The sequence below is a fragment of the Salipiger sp. HF18 genome (assembly GCF_011806505.1).
Classification (GTDB): Bacteria; Pseudomonadota; Alphaproteobacteria; order Rhodobacterales; family Rhodobacteraceae; genus Salipiger; species Salipiger thiooxidans.
The window spans coordinates 24,228-41,475 of the sequence record NZ_JAATOS010000009.1 but is presented as its reverse complement, the minus strand read 5'-3'; the positions used below and the strand labels follow the sequence as shown (position 1 = coordinate 41,475).

The 17,248-nt window shown below is 69.2% G+C and carries 15 protein-coding genes and 1 pseudogene; 6 read left to right on the top strand and 10 right to left on the bottom strand.

Features of this window, described 5'->3' with window-relative positions:
* Window positions 1-1,136: pseudogene (locus HC022_RS02575) on the bottom strand (alkaline phosphatase); the annotation flags it as partial.
* Between the two features lie 155 nt (window positions 1,137-1,291).
* A complete protein-coding gene (locus tag HC022_RS02570; protein ID WP_167451214.1) occupies window positions 1,292-2,086 on the bottom strand; it encodes an alpha/beta hydrolase in 795 nt (264 codons plus the stop codon).
* Between the two features lie 81 nt (window positions 2,087-2,167).
* Between HC022_RS02570 and HC022_RS02565 the strand changes: the two genes are divergently transcribed.
* Both HC022_RS02565 and HC022_RS02560 read left to right on the top strand, forming a co-directional pair.
* The gene (locus tag HC022_RS02565) at window positions 2,168-3,649 is read left to right on the top strand and encodes an NAD-dependent succinate-semialdehyde dehydrogenase (protein WP_008886563.1); all 1,482 of its coding nucleotides are present in this window, start codon (window positions 2,168-2,170) and stop codon (window positions 3,647-3,649) included.
* Window positions 3,646-4,005, top strand: a complete 360-nt coding sequence (locus HC022_RS02560; protein ID WP_110476879.1) for a hypothetical protein — start codon at window positions 3,646-3,648, stop codon at window positions 4,003-4,005. The genes HC022_RS02565 and HC022_RS02560 overlap by 4 nt, the downstream gene beginning before the upstream one ends.
* Window positions 4,006-4,026: 21 nt before the next feature.
* Here HC022_RS02560 and HC022_RS02555 read toward each other — a convergent pair whose 3' ends face one another.
* Window positions 4,027-4,839, bottom strand: coding sequence for a sulfotransferase (locus tag HC022_RS02555; RefSeq protein ID WP_167451213.1), 813 nt, complete (start codon window positions 4,837-4,839; stop codon window positions 4,027-4,029).
* Window positions 4,840-5,152: 313 nt separating this feature from the next.
* On the opposite strand from HC022_RS02555, the gene HC022_RS02550 reads away from it, so the two are divergent.
* Window positions 5,153-6,352 carry a M24 family metallopeptidase gene (locus tag HC022_RS02550; protein ID WP_167451212.1) on the top strand — a complete coding sequence of 400 codons (1,200 nt, stop codon included), beginning with the start codon at window positions 5,153-5,155 and terminating at the stop codon, window positions 6,350-6,352.
* 199 nt (window positions 6,353-6,551) lie between these two features.
* On the opposite strand, the gene HC022_RS02545 is transcribed toward HC022_RS02550, so the two are convergent.
* Window positions 6,552-7,112 carry a hypothetical protein gene (locus tag HC022_RS02545; RefSeq protein WP_167451211.1) on the bottom strand — a complete coding sequence of 187 codons (561 nt, stop codon included), beginning with the start codon at window positions 7,110-7,112 and terminating at the stop codon, window positions 6,552-6,554.
* A gap of 168 nt (window positions 7,113-7,280) precedes the next feature.
* On the opposite strand from HC022_RS02545, the gene HC022_RS02540 reads away from it, so the two are divergent.
* Both HC022_RS02540 and HC022_RS02535 read left to right on the top strand, forming a co-directional pair.
* On the top strand, window positions 7,281-7,547 hold the full coding sequence (locus HC022_RS02540; RefSeq protein WP_167451210.1) for a hypothetical protein: 267 nt from the start codon (window positions 7,281-7,283) through the stop codon (window positions 7,545-7,547).
* A gap of 9 nt (window positions 7,548-7,556) precedes the next feature.
* On the top strand, window positions 7,557-8,174 hold the full coding sequence (locus HC022_RS02535; RefSeq protein ID WP_089956078.1) for a DUF1523 family protein: 618 nt from the start codon (window positions 7,557-7,559) through the stop codon (window positions 8,172-8,174).
* A 7-nt stretch (window positions 8,175-8,181) separates the two neighbouring features.
* Here HC022_RS02535 and HC022_RS02530 read toward each other — a convergent pair whose 3' ends face one another.
* The 6 genes from HC022_RS02530 to HC022_RS02505 form a co-directional block, all read right to left on the bottom strand.
* Window positions 8,182-9,138 (bottom strand): ester cyclase, encoded by a 957-nt coding sequence (locus HC022_RS02530; protein WP_167451209.1) that lies wholly within the window; start codon window positions 9,136-9,138, stop codon window positions 8,182-8,184.
* A complete protein-coding gene (locus HC022_RS02525; protein ID WP_167451208.1) occupies window positions 9,139-10,008 on the bottom strand; it encodes a DmsC/YnfH family molybdoenzyme membrane anchor subunit in 870 nt (289 codons plus the stop codon).
* Entirely contained in the window at window positions 10,008-10,757 is a 750-nt protein-coding gene (locus HC022_RS02520) for a 4Fe-4S dicluster domain-containing protein (RefSeq protein WP_167451207.1), read from the bottom strand. Before HC022_RS02520 ends, HC022_RS02525 begins: the two co-directional genes overlap by 1 nt.
* Window positions 10,758-10,776: 19 nt before the next feature.
* The gene (locus tag HC022_RS02515) at window positions 10,777-11,379 is read right to left on the bottom strand and encodes a DUF6882 domain-containing protein (protein ID WP_167451206.1); all 603 of its coding nucleotides are present in this window, start codon (window positions 11,377-11,379) and stop codon (window positions 10,777-10,779) included.
* Window positions 11,380-11,487: 108 nt separating this feature from the next.
* A complete protein-coding gene (locus HC022_RS02510; protein WP_167451205.1) occupies window positions 11,488-14,298 on the bottom strand; it encodes a molybdopterin oxidoreductase family protein in 2,811 nt (936 codons plus the stop codon).
* Between the two features lie 118 nt (window positions 14,299-14,416).
* Window positions 14,417-15,589 (bottom strand): glycosyltransferase family 4 protein, encoded by a 1,173-nt coding sequence (locus HC022_RS02505; RefSeq protein WP_167451204.1) that lies wholly within the window; start codon window positions 15,587-15,589, stop codon window positions 14,417-14,419.
* A 250-nt stretch (window positions 15,590-15,839) separates the two neighbouring features.
* Between HC022_RS02505 and HC022_RS02500 the strand changes: the two genes are divergently transcribed.
* Window positions 15,840-17,240 carry a hypothetical protein gene (locus HC022_RS02500; protein ID WP_167451203.1) on the top strand — a complete coding sequence of 467 codons (1,401 nt, stop codon included), beginning with the start codon at window positions 15,840-15,842 and terminating at the stop codon, window positions 17,238-17,240.
* The last annotated feature ends 8 nt before the right edge of the window (window positions 17,241-17,248 follow it).

Here is a 17,248-nt window from a genome sequence, read left to right as displayed (position 1 = left end):
AGCACGGGGTTGGCCGGGTCGGTCATGTCGCAGACGCCGACCACCGAGGCGCGCTCGGCCAGCAGGAACAGGTAGGGGGTCCCGCCGAATGTGGCGAACTCCATGCCCTCGGGCTCAACGCCCTTGGCGTCCGAGCGCTTGTCCGGGTAGTGGCCGGTGCGGATCACCGCGTGCTCGAAGCTGTTTCCGGCCTCGAAGACCTCGGTGCCGTCCTTGGCGAAGACGGTGAAGCCGCGCGCACCGCCGTCCATGTCACCCTCGTTGGCGATGGCGAAGTGGTCGTCGTCGATCCACTGCACGCCGTCGGGCTCGCGCAGGCGGCCTTTCTGGCTTTCGGTGAAGATCAGCGCGCCGCGCTCGTCGGTGGCGTCGATCTCGGTCAGGTCGACGGATCCGGCCGGGAAGTGCGACAGCACCTCGCCCGCCTTGTTCAGCACGACGATGTGGTTGTTTTCCTGCAGCGTCACGACGATCTCGCCGGCGCCGTTCACGTCGACGAACTCGGGCTCGGGATCCTCGGGCGCGATCTCGGCGAGGCCGGTCACGTCGGCCTTCACGAGGCTGTCGCACTGGGCGACGCCGTCCACCACGTCGAGGATCGCCACGTAGCCCGCGGGCATCTGCGGCACGCGGCCGTCGCCTGCGTCCTCGTCACGCTCGTTCTCGATGGCGACGGTGACAAAGCTGCCATCCTTGGCCATGGCGGTGGAATCCGGCTGGCCGCCGAGGGCGCACTCGCCGGTGATCTCGCCGGTGGTGGCGTCGATCATCACCAGCTTGCCCGACGGCTCGGTGAAGCTTTCCGAGGTGTTCACCCCCGCAAAAACGGTGTTGCCGTGGACGTAGACCGAGGTCGGCTCGCCATCGACCGGGGTGTTGCCCAGCGGCTTGGGGTTGGCCGGGTCGGTGATGTCGATGCGGCCGATCACGCCCAGCGGGCTGTCGGTGTAGACCAGCGTGTTTCCGTCCTCGGTGGCGTAGATGATCTCGGCCGAGCTCACCCGGGCCTTGTCCTCGCCCTCACCCATGTTGTCGGGGGTCGCGAAGGCGGCGATGCGGTTGAAGTTCATCTCGGCGGCGGCGGCGGATGCCGTCAACGCCAGCACCGAGGTGAGGCAGATCGTGCGGAAAGTCATGGAGGTTCCCCTGTCTGGTTCCGGAAATCGCCATGGGCCCGGGGCGTGACGCCCGCGTGACGGATTTGTTACGGATTTGCGAAAGGGTGCCGCCGCGGAACTCCCCGGGCGTGCCATGCCGCCCGGGGGTTGTGTTGCACGCTCACTGCTTGCGTTCAGGCCTTGTGAAGAAGGGTCCGGGTCATCTCGCTGTCGGGCGTCTCCAGCCCGTCGACCACGTCGAAATGGTGTCGCCCGTCGTCGATCACGAGGCCGCAGCCCCACGCCTCGGAGAGCCACCGCGCCTGCTCGAGGAACACCGGCCGCTCGTCGCCGCCGACCCAGACCGTCACCGGGCAGGCGGGCGGAGCCATGGCGACGGGGCTCTCGGCCCGGGCCTCGTCCTCGTCAAGCCCGAGCTTCGCGTTCATCCCGGTCTGCATCAGCGGGCGCAGGTCCGACAGCGGAGAGATCGGCATCACGTGGGCAATGCGGGCGGCCACCTCGCCGGGCAGGACCCCCGGCGCCGGCATCCGCGCCACGAGATGACCGCCCGCCGAATGCCCGGCAAGCCGGATCGGCCCGGCGACCTCGCCCGCCGCCACCGTCACCGCCGCCGCGATCTGGCGGGTGATGCCCGAGATCCGGATGTCGGGGCAGAGATCATAGGAGGGCAGCGCCACCGCCCAGCCGCGTTCGACCGCGCCGCGGGCCAGATGCGACCAGTCCGAGCGGCTGAAGGCCATCCAGTAGCCGCCGTGGACGAAGACCATCAGCCCCTCGGGCGTGCCCTCCGGCAGGAACAGGTCCAGCGCCTCGCGCGCACCGTCACCGTGGCGAATCCCCTCGCGCAGCCGCCCCTCGGCCGCCAGCGCCGCGCGAAAGCCGCGCGCGGCCTCGCTCCAACGGGGCGGGTAGGTTTCGGCCTGCGCAATATACGGCCCGTTGGCGTAGGCATCGCTGAGGTCCATGGTAATTCTCCGCGCTTATACTAGACTTCCTTCTCGACAGATGCTCTGCCCTGTGCAGCAGCGAATTTCTAGGAGGATGACATGCTCGACCACACCGCCACCAATCTCCCGTCGCTTCTCGAGGACCCGAGCCTCCTGCAGACGAAGGCCTACGTGAACGGCGAGTGGATCACCGGCGCGGATGGTGAATTCGAGGTCACCAACCCGGCACGCGGCGATGTGATCGCCAAGGTCGCCAACCTCAGCCGTGAACAGATCGCCGGTGCCATCGATGGCGCCTACACCGCGCAAAAAGAGTGGGCCAGCTGGACCGGCAAGGAGCGCTCGAACGTCCTGCGCAAGTGGTTCGACCTGATGATGGCGAACCAGAAGGACCTCGCCACCATCATGACCGCCGAGCAGGGCAAGCCGCTGGCCGAGGCCATGGGTGAGATTTCCTACGGCGCGTCCTTCATCGAGTTCTTCGCCGAGGAAGCCAAGCGCGTCTACGGCGAGACCATCCCCGGCCACCAGCGCGACAAGCGCATCATGGTGCTGAAGCAGCCCATCGGCGTCGCCGCCTCGATCACGCCCTGGAACTTCCCCAACGCCATGATCACCCGCAAGGCCGCCCCGGCGCTGGCCGCGGGCTGTTCCTTCGTCGGCCGTCCGGCCTCGGAAACCCCGCTCTCGGCGCTGGCCATCGCGGTGCTGGCCGAGCGTGCGGGCATCCCGGCGGGCGTGCTCAACATCCTGCCGTCGAATAGCGCGTCCGAGGCCGGCAAGGAGTTCTGCTCGAACCCGAAGGTCCGCAAGCTGACCTTCACCGGCTCCACCGGCGTCGGCCGCATCCTGCTGGCGCAGGCCGCCGACCAGGTGATGAAGTGCTCGATGGAGCTGGGCGGCAACGCGCCGTTCATCGTCTTCGACGACGCCGATCTCGACGCGGCCGTGCAGGGCGCGATCATGTGCAAGTTCCGCAACAACGGCCAGACCTGCGTCTGCGCCAACCGGATCTACGTGCAGGCCGGCGTCTATGATGCCTTCGCCGCCAAGCTCAAGGAAGCGGTCAGCAAGATGAAGGTGGGCGACGGTCTCGAGGACGGCACCGACCTTGGCCCGCTGATCACCACCAAGGCCATCGAGAAGGTGCAGCAGCACATCGCCGACGCCAAGTCCAAGGGCGCAGAGGTCATCCTCGGCGGTGGCGACACCCTGCAGGGCGCCGGCAACTTCATCGAGCCGACCATCGTGACCGGCGCGACCAAGGACATGCTGTTCTCGACCGACGAGACCTTCGGCCCGCTCGCACCGCTCTTCAAGTTCGAGGACGAGAACGAGGTCATCGAGCTTGCCAACGACACCATCTTCGGTCTGGCGTCGTACTTCTACGCCAAGGACCTGAGCCGCGTGTACAAGGTGGCCGAGGCGCTGGAATACGGCATCGTCGGCGTGAACACCGGCATCATCTCGACCGAGCTCGCCCCCTTCGGCGGCGTGAAGCAGTCCGGCCTCGGCCGCGAGGGCTCGCACCACGGCATCGAGGACTACCTCGAGATGAAATACGTCTGCCTCAGCGTATGAACCAACGCCCGGCGCCGGACGACATGCCGACCGAGGCGACCCTGCTTGCATGGGTCGCCTCGGCGCAGACCGGCGCGGGCACCCCCTGGCTTCCCGCCCCCCATGCCGAGGCGCTGGCGCGCTTCGCGCTGATGCGGGGCATGGGCGTGCGGCTGATGGAGGCCGCCGCCATGATCCTGCACGAACCGCCCCGCGACATCGGCTGGGAGATCCTCGGCGCCGACGACCCCGGTGACAACTGGGAGGATCACCGGGACCCGCAGCGCGCCTTCGCGCTGTTCCGCCACAAGCTCGCCCTCGCCCGGAACGAGGGCGCCCGGCTGCAGTACAAGCTCTGGCTCGGCAGCGCCGCGTGACCGCCCTGTCCCACTAGCCGCTCAGGCGCGGCGTCGGACGATGCCGTTGGAATAGACCAGCCGCCGGTTGCGCCGCGCGCAGGCGGCATGCAGCAGCCCCTGCCAGAGCGGCGCCTCTGCCTGCGCCATCCAGCCACCGTCGTAGCGGATCTCGCGCGCGCCGCTGCCGCTGCGCGAGACGGCGTTGCCCACCAGCACGTGGCTTCCCGTGTGGCCGCCGGGCGTCAGCATTCGCGCGTCGAAGGCCACCCCGGCCCAGTCGCAGATCCGCTGCAGCGTCTCACGCGGGCGCAGCGCGAGCTCCTCGTAGCCCACCGCGATGCTGTGGTCGGCGTGGCGCGCCACCTGATGCTCGATCAGCCGGCTGTCGCGGAACCAGATCCAGTGCGCCGCCGCCAGCCCGGTGCCGCGCCGCCTGCGCTTGGAATGGGTCCAGCTGCGCACGTCCCGGGTCAGGTGCACGACCCAGAGCTCGAAGCCCCGAAGCTGGTGCAGATGGGTCCAGCCGCTGGGCGAGCTGTCGAGCACGAAGCGCGTCTCGGGACGCAGCGCGCGTGCCATGGCGACCAGTTCGGGGAAACTCGTCTCGATCGAGACCTCGGCAAAGGGGCGCGGCGTCACCCGCGACCACATCGGACATTCCGCGCCGGTGCCGCCGCAGGAACATGTGACCTCGGCGGCCCTGCCCTCGCAGAGCCTGCTCATGCTGCCGACGGCGGCGCCAGGGTTGCACATGCGCAGCGCCTCGCCAATGCCCTGGACCTGCGGCGAGACGCCGAGCGCAAGGTCGAGGATCGTCGTGCCGCTGTGATCCAGCCCGACGATCAGCAACAAGGGGGGTCTCCCGGAAGGGGGTGTCATGCGTGGCGTGCCATGTCCGTTGCGATGCCGCGCGGCCGGGCAATCGCCCCGGCCGGGCGTCGCGCCCTTCTGCCATCACGATGTGACCGTTTCACGACGCCGCAGTCCGCCCCGCAGGACGCTTGCCAAATCGCGGCGCCCGTCGCATCATCGGCCCGGGCAGGCGATGGCGTCGCCGGTGCCGAGTCAGGCACGCCCGCATCACCTGTCCTGTACGCCGGGACCTTGCTTTGCCACTGCGGCAGGGTCGGGTCCGGCCCTCCGCGACTTCAAAGGAGGGCCGACCATGGACCGTCCCGAATTCTATCGTTTCCACCAGGGCGACCGCATCCTGCCGTTCGAGGCGCAGGAATACGATGCGCGCCTCGCCGGGCTGCGCGCCAGCATGGACGAGGCCGGCGTCGCCGCCTGCGTCCTGACCTCGATGCACAACATCGCCTATTACTCGGGCTTCCTCTACTGCAGCTTCGGCCGCCCCTACGCGCTGGTGGTGACCGAGACCGAGAGCGTCACGATCTCGGCCGGGATCGACGCCGGCCAGCCGTGGCGACGCTGCCACGGCGACAACATCACCTACACCGACTGGGCCCGGAACAACTACTGGCGCGCGATCCTGTCGGTGACCGGTGAGGGCCGGACCATCGGCTACGAGGGCGACCACCTGACGCTGGCGCAGCGCGACCTGCTCGAGGATTTCCTGAAACCCCTCGTCATGGTCGACGTGGCCCCGGCGACGATGCGCCAGCGCATGCACAAGTCCCCCGCCGAGATCTCGCTCATCACCCATGGCGCACAGGTGGCCGACGTGGGCGGCTACGCCATCCGCGACGCCATCCGCGCGGGCGTGCGCGAGATCGACGTCGCCATGGCCGGCCGCGACGCCATGGAGCTGGAGGTCGCGAAGCGCTTCCCCGACGCCGAGTATCGCGACACCTGGGTCTGGTTCCAGTCCGGGCTCAACACCGACGGCGCCCACAACCCGGTGACCTCGCGCCGGCTGCAGCGCGGCGACATCCTGTCGCTCAACTGCTTCCCGATGATCTCGGGCTACTACACCGCGCTCGAACGCACGCTCTTCGTGGCCGAGGTCGATGACGCGTCGCTGAAGATCTGGGAGGCGAATGTCGCCGCACATGAATACGGCATGTCGCTCCTGAAGCCAGGCGCGCGCTGCTCGGAGGTGACCCAGGAGATCAACGCCTTCTTCGCCATGCGCGAGCTGCTGCAGTACCGCACCTTCGGCTACGGCCACTCCTTCGGCGTGCTGTCGCACTACTATGGCCGCGAGGCGGGGCTGGAGCTGCGCGAGGACATCGACACGGTGCTCGAGCCCGGCATGGTGATCTCGATGGAGCCGATGCTGACGATCCCCGAAGGCCTCCCCGGTGCCGGCGGCTACCGCGAGCACGACATCCTGGTGATCACCGAAGAGGGCGCCGAGAACATCACCGGCTATCCCTACGGCCCGGCTTTCAACGTCGTCTAGAGGCGTTGAGGTGGGAGGGGGCTCTGCCCCCGTCCCTGCGGGACTCCCCCGGAGTTTGCCTGGCAAGATGAAGGGTGGAGGTGGCTCTGGCGGAGGGTCGGGTGTGCCGGGGGTGGCTTTAGGGACGGCGGTTTTGCCGGGGCCGGGATTGTCGCGGTGTGGAAGCGCGCGGCGGTGGGCCGCGCCCTTCGGTTTCGGGTCAGTTGCCGAAGTTTGCCATGGCTTCGAAGTCCATGGATTCGAGCAGCATCTTGCGGGCGTCCGCGTCGGGACCTTCGAGCTGGATCAGGATGCGGTTGGCGATGAGCCCCATGGTCTGGTTGTCCTGCAGCGCGAATTTCTGGCGGCCGATGCGGTCGGTCTTCAGACCCATAGCGCCGGCGTTGTTGATCATCGCCGACATGCTGGCCACCATCGGATTGTCGGCGAACATCTGCAGGCCGTAATGCTCGCCCTCGGGCGAGGTATAATCCGCCTGCGCAGAGACGCCGCCGCCCATCATCGCCATGGCGGCGTTGGATTCGGTGTCGATCTCGCGGGTCCAGCCCTCGGGGGCCTCGGGCAGGAAGCCCGAGAGCGCGTCGGTCTTCAGCTCGAGCAGCTTGGAGCGGGCGTAATCGAGCTCTTCCAGCGCGTATTGCACGTCACCGGATTCGTAGGCCTCGATGGCCGATTGCAGGGTGTCGGAGATCTCGTCGGCGTGGAGCGGCACGGCGGCGAACGCGAGGACGGGAAGGGCGAGAACAATGCTGCGGTACATGGGATACCTCTACGTGTGAAATGGGCTCGCCCCGACGAGAGCACACGCGACCGTGATCCCGCAAGGTGCGGTTTTCCTGACCAGCCGCGCGCCGCCGCGGCGACTTGATTTCCGCGCCCGGGCCTGTGCAGGTGGAAGGCCAGAGCGTTCCCCGAACAAGGAGCCCCCATGCTCGCCCTTCTGCGCCTGTTGCTGATCGGCTTCGCCGTGCTCACGGTGATCTACGCCGCGCTCTCGCTGTGGTCGCGCCGGGTGCGGCGGCGGCGGCTCGGGCAGGAATGGGACGAGGCACAGGGCCCCGGCAGCCGCGAGCGTTTCGTCGCCGACGGGCTGCGACACTACGACCGGTCGCTGCGCAGAAAGCTGATCCTGGGCGTGTATATCCTGCCGCTATGCCTTATAGCGCTCATCACCTACCTCACCAATTTCAACTAGGGGTCCGTCATGCGCTACGTGAAATGGTTCGTCATCATCGCCTTCTGGGTGCTGGTCGCGGGATTCCTCCACTACACCCTGCCGCAGCATGACGTTGCGCGGATCACCGACACCTACGAGAAGCGCATCGATCCCGGCGAGAACGCGCTGTTCTGGGCCAATGCCTCGACCGGCGAGAACGTCAACCTCACCGGCCGCGACGTGTTCTTCATCCAGACCCGGCTGAACAACGACAAGGTCATGGTCTACCGCAACGAGGACACCGGCTGGGGCTGGCCGCCCTACTTCAAGTTCGACACCTCGAACCTGCAGGCCGAGGCCGCGGACCTGCGCTCGACCGCGGCGGCGCCGCAATGGGTGGTCATCAAGCACTACGGCTGGCGCAACGAATTTCTCTCGGTCTACCCCAACGTGGTGAGCATCCGCCCGGTGGACGGGCCCGACGTGCGCATCATCCCCTGGCTCAACATCGTGCTGCTGACGCTGCTCGTGGCGGTAAGCTGGGCGATCTGGGTGCGCTGGCGGCGCTTCCGCGAGGCGCGCATCGACCCGGTGCTCGAGGATGTGGGCGACAATCTCGACGAGGCGGGCGGCCGCATCCGCGGGCTCTTCCGCCGCAAGGGCTGAGGCCGCCTCAGCTGCGCCCCTTCAGGATCTGCGCCAGCACGCCGGGCGCGTCGTAGAGCGTCCATTCCCGGCGCAGCCCGTCCGGGCCGAACTCGGCCTGCGTCATGCCCAGCACCGTGACCTCGGCGCCGGTGGGCGCCCCGAAAGCGCCATGGCCGTCGTGCCGCCCGGCGAGGCTCCAGCGGATCGCGGCGCGGGGCGGGGAAAGCGGCTCCTCGGCGCCGAGCAGATGCGCGACGCGGAAGCTGGCCGAGGGGAAGGAAGCGCGCAGCCCAACCCAGAAGGCCTCGGCCTCGGCGGGACCGCAGCCGGTGACCGCGCCCGGGTGGTGCAGCTCGGCCGCATCGTCGTAGTGCCGGGCGATCAGCGACAGCTCACCGCCCATGATGCGGGTCACGAGATCGGCCAGCGTGTGGCCCCAGGCGTCGTCGTTGCCGCGCCCGGGATCGGCCGGCGCATGCGGAGCCTCAGGTGCCTCTTCCGGCATCTGCGACAGGCGCCAGCGCGCACCGTCCTCGAGACTGCAGCCGATCTGCGCGAGGATGGCCGCCTCGTCGCGCAGCACCCATTCCGCCCGCAGCCGCCCCGAGGCGCAGAGGCTCTCGGTCATGGTCAGGTAGCGCAGGGTCCGCCCCGTCGGCGGGCCGTAGAGCCCCGCCCCGTCGTGGCGCCCGACGCACTGGAAGCGCTGCGCGGCGGCGAAGGCGTTCTGCGCCGAGGCGGCCCAGAGCGTTTCCTCACGCGTGAGGCTCAGCCCCGGAAGCGCGGCAAGACGGGCGGCGATGGCGGTGCCCACCGCCTCGGGGCCATGAAGGGTGCGGGCGCCGTCCTGCGAGGTCACGTCGTCGGCAAGGTAGCCCGGCAGCAGGTCGAGCCGCCGGCCCTCGCCCAGATCGCGGCGCAGCGCCTCGAGGTAGTCCGCGGCATCCTGCCAGCGGGCATCGAACCCGGCGAGAAAGGACACTCAGCGCCTCCCGTAGTAGAGGCCCACCACGTGCTCGGCCTCGGCAAAGAACAACCACCGCGAGACAAGCACGCCCGCGGCGTGCGAGACAAGGGCCAGCAGCCCGAAGAGATGCGGCGGCGGCAGGTAGAGCAACACCAGCGGCAGGCCCGACATCAGAACCAGCGCGATGACCCGCAGCTTGGCGGCATGGCGGCGGCCGACCACGAAGACCATCTCGTCGAGCAGGTAGTTGCTGCCGGTGTGCGGCGGGAACAGGGCGCGCGGCGTGCCGCGGTCGCCGAGCCCGGTGGCGCTGGCGAGCGTGGTGCCGCTGCGGACAAAGCGGCGGTCGCCGCCCCACCAGCCCCAGGCCTGCAGCACCGCAGAGGCGACCAGCAGGAGGCTGCAGATCAGCACCCGCCCCGAAAGCAGCGCGCCCCCGGTGAGCGAGAGCAAGAGGAACAGCGCCGGTGTCGACCAGTGGTGCCAGCGCGGCACCGTCCTGAGCTGCGCGTAGATCATCGCCGTTGCGCCCACGGTGGCGAGCGACAGCAGCGCCGCGAGCCAGCCCAGCGGCAGCACGCCGACCCCGATCAGCAGCGGCAGCGCGTAGGCACCCGAGACTGTCAACGCCGCCAGCGCCCCCCAGGCCTCGCGCGAGAGCCAGCTGGTGCGCCATTGCGAGAAGGCCCGCAGCGCGCGCTCGCGGCGGCGCAGGTGCAGGCTCGAGGCGGCGAGCCCGCCGAGGCAGAGCGCGTAGGCGATGGCGAAGAAGGCCAGCGCCACCCAGCCCTTGGGCGGCGTCGGGTCGATGCCCAGCCAGAACAACAGGCCGAAGCCCATGCCGGAGAAGGTGGTGAAGGCAAGCAGCGAACGGGCAGGATGCATCAGAGTTTCCCCAGCGCCCTGTCGAGCCAGCCAAGGAAGCCCTGCGGCTCCTCTGCCACCGGCGTCAGGAAGGGCGCGAGCACGTCGCTGTCCTCGCCCCAGCCGTCGCGGTCGCGCGGGGGCAGGTACTTGTTCACCGGTCGGGTGCCCTGCTCGGGCATGAGGTCGATGCCGCCGCGCTCGGCCACCAGTTGCGAGACGGCGCTATCGGGGTCGGAGAGGTCGCCGAAATGGCGGGCCTTGGCGGGACAGGTGCGCACGCAGGCGGGCTCGCGGTCCTCTTCCGGCAGGGCCTCGTTGTAGATGCGGTCAACGCAGAGGGTGCATTTCTTCATCACCCCCGCGGCGAGGTCCATCTCTCGCGCGCCGTAGGGGCAGGCCCAGGCACAGAGCCCGCAGCCGATGCAGGCGTCCTCGTTGACCAGCACGATGCCGTCCTCGACGCGCTTGTAGCTGGCGCCGGTGGGGCAGACCGGGACGCAGGGCGCGTCCTCGCAATGCAGGCAGGACTTGGGGAAATGCACGTGCTGGGCGGGGCCGGTCGCGGGCGTGACCTCGTAGCTGTGCACGCGGTTTAGGAAGGTGCCCTGCGGCGCCGCGCCGTAGGGGTCCTGATCCGAGAGCGGCGCGCCGTAACCCTGATCGTTCCAGCCCTTGCAGGCGACGACGCAGGCGTGGCAGCCGACGCAGGTGTCGAGGTCGATGACCAGCCCCAGCGTGCGTTCGGTGCGGTCGGGAAGCGCCGTCATCGCGCCCCCCTCCGCTTGGTCAGCTGGCCCAGACCGGCGTCGACATGGCGAAGTAGTGCGTGTTCACCTCGTTCACCCGCGCGCGGTAGATCAGCGGCAGCTCCGAGACATGCGCGGCCAGCGCCGTCAGCGCCCAGGCCTCGCGTTCGTTGACCAGCAGCGACGGCTCGACCAGCGGCGCCCAGCCCATTTCGTGGCCCACGGCGCAGGTCCGGCCCGCGGCCGTGATCAGCGGCGGCGGCACCTGCCAGTCGCGCGGAAAGGCCCAGGCCCAGAGCCAGCTGTGGGTCTCGTGGTTCCACGACGCGACGAGGCCATACTCGGCGAACCAGCTCCGCCCCGAGCCGGTGGTGACCTTGAAGAGCCCGTGGTCGGGAAACACCTCCCACGCGCCGCTGTTCTCGGACAGGCCGAAGTCGCGATAGAGCCGCGGCAGGCTGGCGTGATAGCCCGCGCCCACCCATTTCAGCGTGTCGACGAACTCCTCCGTGCGGGGCAGTTCCCGCGCGGTGTTGCTTTCGCGGCACCACGACCAGATGCCCTCGCCCCGGTAGCTGCCCGGTTCCTCGCGACCGCCCCCCTCCGGGTCGCGGCCGATGCGGATCTTGTCGGACTGTCTCATGCGCAACCTCCATCGCCGTGACAAGGCCAAGGCTGCGCCCGCTTTCCGGCAGGAGTTTGGCGGCAAGCGGGAAACAATCGAGCGCTTGCGACGAATACGATCCCGTTCTCATGGTCTTTCCCCCGGTCCCTGCCCCACCACAGAGCCGATCGGGCCGAAGACCGGCTGGCTCTGGTCGGGGGCGGCGGATTTCTCGAGCCGCACGCGCAGGTCGAACCAGGCCGCCTGCCCGGTGACCGGGTCGGCGTTGGCCCAGCGCAGCCCGTCGCCGCGTGCGGGCAGAAGCTCGTGGATGACGTGGTTCAGCAGGAACCCCTTTGTGGCCTCGGGGGCATCGGCATCCAGCGCCCACGCCCCCTTGCGCTTGCCGATGGCGTTCCATGTCCAGACCGTGTCCTTGTTGAGCGCCGCCATGTGCGCGGCGGGCACGGTGATCTCGCCGTGGCTCGAGACGACGCGGACCCAGTCGCCGTCGGACAACGCCAGCCGCTCCCACCAGAAGGTCGGCAGGTAGAGCGGATTGACCCCGTGGATCTGCCGCAGCCACGCGTTCTGGCCGCCCCACGAATGATACATCGCCATGGGCCGCTGGGTGATCGCGTGTACGGGATACTCGGCCGGGTCCTCGAAGGCGTCCGACATCGGCGCATACCAGACCGGCAGCGGGTCCAGCGTGCTGCGGATGCGGCCGCGCAGATGCTCGGGCGGCTGCCGGGGCCCCTGCCCCTCGGCGGCAAGCTGGAACCGGCGGAGCGGCTCGGACCAGAGCTGGATCAGATAGGGCTGCGGCTTGTCGAGCAGCCCGAAGGCCACGGCCCAGTCCTGATAGGCGCGGTTCCACGGCTTGTAATAGGCGGCCTCGGGCGGGATATGCTCGGCGTGGAAGCCGCCGTTGGCGATGTAGCTGTCGAGCTGCGCGGCGTTCGGCCCGCCCCTCCCGTGGGTCAGCCCGTGCGGCCCCATGCGCCAGCCCGTCAGCGGCCCGATGCCCGGCTTGCGCTCGTGGTTGACGATGTAGTCGGCGTAATCGGCATAGGTGGCGCTGCCGTCGGCGTTGGTCATGCCGGGCAGCCCGAGCCGCGCGCCCAGGTCCAGCAGCACCGACTGGAACGCCCGCACGTCGCGGTCGGGCGCGATCACCGGCCAGCGGATCGCATCCGCCGCGGCCTCGGGCTCCGAGATCGGGCGGTCGAGCAGCGAGATGCAGTCGTGCCGCTCGAGATAGGTGGTGTCTGGCAGGATCAGGTCGGCATAGGCCACCATCTCCGAACTGTAGGCGTCGGAATAGATGATGCGCGGGATGACATATTCGCCGTCCTCGTCCTGCGCTGTCAGCATCTCCATCGTGCCGCGCGTGTTCATCGACGAGTTCCACGCCATGTTGGCCATGTAGAGGAACAGCGTGTCGATGCGGTAGGGATCGCCCGCCGCGGCGTTCGAGATCACCATGTGCATCAGCCCGTGCGGCGACAGCGGGGTCTCCCACGTAAAGGCCTTGTCGATGCGGACGGGGCTGCCGTCGTCCTTCAGCGCCAGATCCTCTGGGCCCAGCGGGTAGCCGAGGTGCGGCCCGTCCAGCGGCTGGCCGGGGGTGGCGCGGAAATGCGGACGCGGGTGGGCCTCGGCGGGCTTGGGATAGGGCGGCTTGAAGCGGAAGCTGCCGGGGGTCTCGACCGCCCCGAGCAGGCTTTGCAGCAGGTGCAGCGCCCGGCAGGTCTGGAAGCCGGTGGCATGGGCCGAGATGCCGCGCATGGCGTGCACCGCCCCCGGGCGGCCCGGCTTGGTGCGGTGCTCTTTGCCGCGGAAATCGGTCCATGGCCGGTCCAGCACCACCGGCGCGTCAAAGGCGGCACGGGCGAGCTCGGCCGCCACCCGCCGGATCTGGTCGGGGGCGATGCCGCAGCGCTCGGCCACCTTCTCGGGCGCATAGGCCGGATCGAGGTAGCGTTCGGCGAGGTCGAACATCGCCGCGCGGTGGGTGATCCCGGCGCGGCGCAGGCGACCGCGCAGGTCGGGCTCCACACCTTCGGCATCCCACGGCGCGGCCTTGCCGCTGTGCCGGTCGATGACCAGCGGCCGGCCCTCGTCGTCGCGCAGGAAGAGCCCGTAGTCCGGAGACCTGGGATCGCTGTCCAGCAGAACCGGCGCGTTGGTGAACCGCGCGAGGAACTCGAGGTCGATCTTCCCCGCCCGCAGAAGCTCGTGCACCAGCGACAGGATGAAGAGCCCGTCGGTGCCCGGCGTGATCCCCACCCATTCGTCGGCGATGGCGTTGTAGCCCGAGCGGATCGGGTTCACGCCGACGATTTTCGCGCCACGCTCCTTCAGCCGAGCGAGCCCCAGCTTGATCGGGTTGCTGTCGTGGTCCTCGGCCACACCGAAGAGCAGCAGCAGGCGCGCGTGCTCCCAGTCGGGCGCGCCGAACTCCCAGAACGAGCCGCCGAGCGTATAGATCCCCGCCGCCGCCATGTTGACCGAGCAGAACCCGCCATGCGCCGCGAAATTGGGCGTGCCGAACTGCTGCGCCCACCAGCCGGTGAAGCTTTGCGACTGGTCGCGCCCGGTGAAGAAGGCGAGCTTCTCGGGCGCCGTCTCGCGCAGGGGCTTCAGCCAAGACACCGCGGTGGCGAGCGCCTCGTCCCAGCTGATCTCCTCGAAGGTGCCCGACCCGCGCGGCCCGACCCGGCGCAGCGGCGCCCGCAGGCGTGCCGGAGAGGTCGCCTGCATCAGCCCGGCGGAGCCCTTGGCACAGAGCACGCCGCGATTGACCGGGTGGTCGCGGTTGCCCTCGATGTAGACGAGCTTGCCGCCCTTGAGGTGTACGTTGATGCCACAGCGACAGGCGCACATGTAGCACGTCGTCTTGCGGATCTCGTCCGATACCCGTGGGGCTAGCTCGATCTGCGTCTCAGCTGTCATGGGGCCTCCGTGAGACAGAGGCTAGGGCGACAAACTCAATCTGACCAGTACCTTCGCACCGACTTGTGGACGACGGGCCCAAACGCGCCGACCGCTGCGGTTGCCGATCCCCCGCGGCTCAGCGGCGCAGCGCCGCGACGCCCGCGCGCAGATGCCGGGCCACGGTCTGCCCCCAGGCGTCCCAGTTCAGCGCTTCCTCGAACTCTGCCCGCGCCGCCCGGGCGAGCGAGCCGTAGATTCCGGGGCTGTCGACGTAGCTCTCGATGAGCTGGGCGAAGTCGCGCGGCCCGCTGCCTGGCGGCAGGGCGTGGCCGTTGGCACCGTCGCGCACCGGCACCCCGCCCACGTCGAGACAAAGCGACGGCAGCCCGTGCGCCGAGGCCTCACAGAAGGCGAAACCGTAGCTCTCGTACGAGGGCTGCACGAGGAAATGCGCCCGCGAGAAGCAGCGGTCGAAGGTCTTCGCATCGGCGGGCACGGTCTTGTCGAGTTGCGGATGCACGGTGACGCAATCGTCGCGATGCGCGTCGGGCGGCTCGCAGCCGATCACCGTCAGCCGCGCGTCGAGCCCGCGGGCGCGAAGCAGCCGCATGGTCTCGTAGGCGATGGGCCCGCCCTTGGCCCGCCAGTCGCGCCCCACCAGCAGGAGCTCGAGCGGGCGGTCCCGGTCGATGGGCGGCGGCCTGACATCGGCGGGCGGCGCGCTGAGCCCTGCGCCCCACGGCACCACCAGCGACTGCCCGACGCGGAGGCCGTAGCGCGCCTCGGCCGCGTCGCGAAGCCAGCGCGAGGGCCAGAACAGCAGGTCCGTGCCGCGCAGCACCCGGCGCTCGCGGGCCTCGACCCAGGCGTCGAGTCTTCGCCCGCCCGGAAAGCGCGAGGGATGGGCCTGCCCGATCTCGGAGGTGCGGTAGATGGTCTGGGTCGCGTCCGAGGAAAACGCCGTCACCATCGGATAGGGCGGCGCGAGCCCGCTGAGAGAATGCAGCGCATAGGCACAGAAGAGCGCGTCGTAGCGGGACCGCGACAGCTCGGCCCGAAGCGCGCGCGCCACCACCGGCGCCAGTGCAAACTGCGTGCGCCAGCGCAGGCGCAGGGACATGCTGTCCGGCAGGCGCGCGACGGCGCGGCGCAACGGCTCTGCCGCGCCCCAGCCCTGCGGCAGGATCGTGACCTCGCCCGCGTGCCTGCACAGGGCCTCGTACATATGCCTGTTGCCGCCCGAATACATGTACGGATCCAGCGGCGAGAAATCGCACAGGTACGCGATGTTCAGTCGCGGCTCCGACACCGTTCAAATCCCGACTATTCCGGTCCCGTCCCGGGTCTGGCAAAGCAATGCGGCAAGATCATGACCCGCAAAGCGGCCCTTTGGGACACCGCGGGGGATTGGTGAAATTTGCCACATCGCCCTGCCCCGCCGTCCGTGCGCCGAGTTCCGAGGGCGACAGGCCGCGCCGCCCCTGCTATGGTCAATCCGCATTCCGGGGCATGGGGGGCCATCGGAATGTCGCAAGTTGTTGTGTGAGCGAAGCATCCGTATGCCCAACCCTCTGGCCTATCTCATGCTGGCCGTGTGGCCCGTGGTCACCATCGTGCTGTTCCGCCGGCTGCCGGTGGATCGGGCCCTGATCCTCTCGCTGATGCTGGGCTACCTGTTCCTGCCCGAGCCGCCCGCCGCCTTTGACCTGCCGCTCGCGCCGCCGCTGGTGAAGCACAACATCCCCGCGCTCACCGCCTTTGCCTTCGTGCTGTGGAAATACGGGCCGCAGGGGCTGATCCTGCCGCAATCGCCGGTGGGCAAGCTGCTGATGATCACCTTCGTGCTGTCGCCGGTGATGACCGCGATGACCAACACCGACCCGGTGTTCTTCGGGCAGATCGGCCTGCCGGGGCTTGGCATCAAGGACGCGCTGGCGCTGGTCGTGCAGCAGTTCCTGCTGGTGCTGCCCTTCCTGCTTGCCCGCCAGTACCTCGCCGACGGCGGTGCCCAGCGCTACTTCCTGCTGGCGCTGATGGTCTGCGGGCTGATCTACTCGGTCCCAATGCTGATCGAGATGCGCCTGTCGCCGCAGCTCAACCGCTGGATCTACGGTTACTACCAGCACCTCTTCGGGCAATCGATCCGCGCCAACGGCTACCGCCCCGTGGTGTTCCTCTACCACGGGCTCTGGGTGGCGTTCTTCATCTTCACCTCCGCTGTGGCGGCGCTGGCGCTGTGGCGGCTCGACGCCCGGATGCACACCTTCAGGACCGTGGCGGCGGCGCTCTATCTGACCCTCATCCTTGTGCTGTCGAAGTCGCTGGGCGCGCTGATCTTCGCCGTGGGCGCGATCCCCATGGTGGTCTTCTCCAGCCGCCAGATGCAGATCAAGGTCGCGATCCTGATCGGCCTGCTGGCCATCGGCTACCCGGTCATGAAGGGCGCCCACCTTGTCCCCGAAGAGCGCATCCTCGCGGCGGTGTCGCAATTCGACAAAGAGCGCTCCTACTCGCTCGAGTTCCGCTTCGACAACGAGAACGTCCTGCTCGACCGCGCCTACCAGAAGCCGGTGTTCGGCTGGGGCAGCTGGGGCCGGAACCAGATCCTCGACCCGGTCTCGGGTGCCAGCCTGACGGTCACCGACGGGCGCTGGATCATCGTCATCGGGGTCTACGGCTGGGTCGGTTTCCTCGCCGAGTTCGGCCTGCTGGTGCTGCCGCTCCTGCTGCTCTGGCGCGAGGCCATGGCCGCGCGCGAGGACGCCATCTCGCCCTTCATCGCGCCGCTGTCGCTGCTCCTGGCGATCAACATCTTCGACATGCTGCCCAACGCCACGCTGACGCCGCTCACATGGCTGCTGGCGGGGGCGCTCACCGGCTATGCCGAGACCCTGCGCAGCGCCCGGCTGCGGCAGGGCCCCGCCCCCGGCAGGACGCCGGGCTGGCAATCCATCATGTAAGGGGCCGG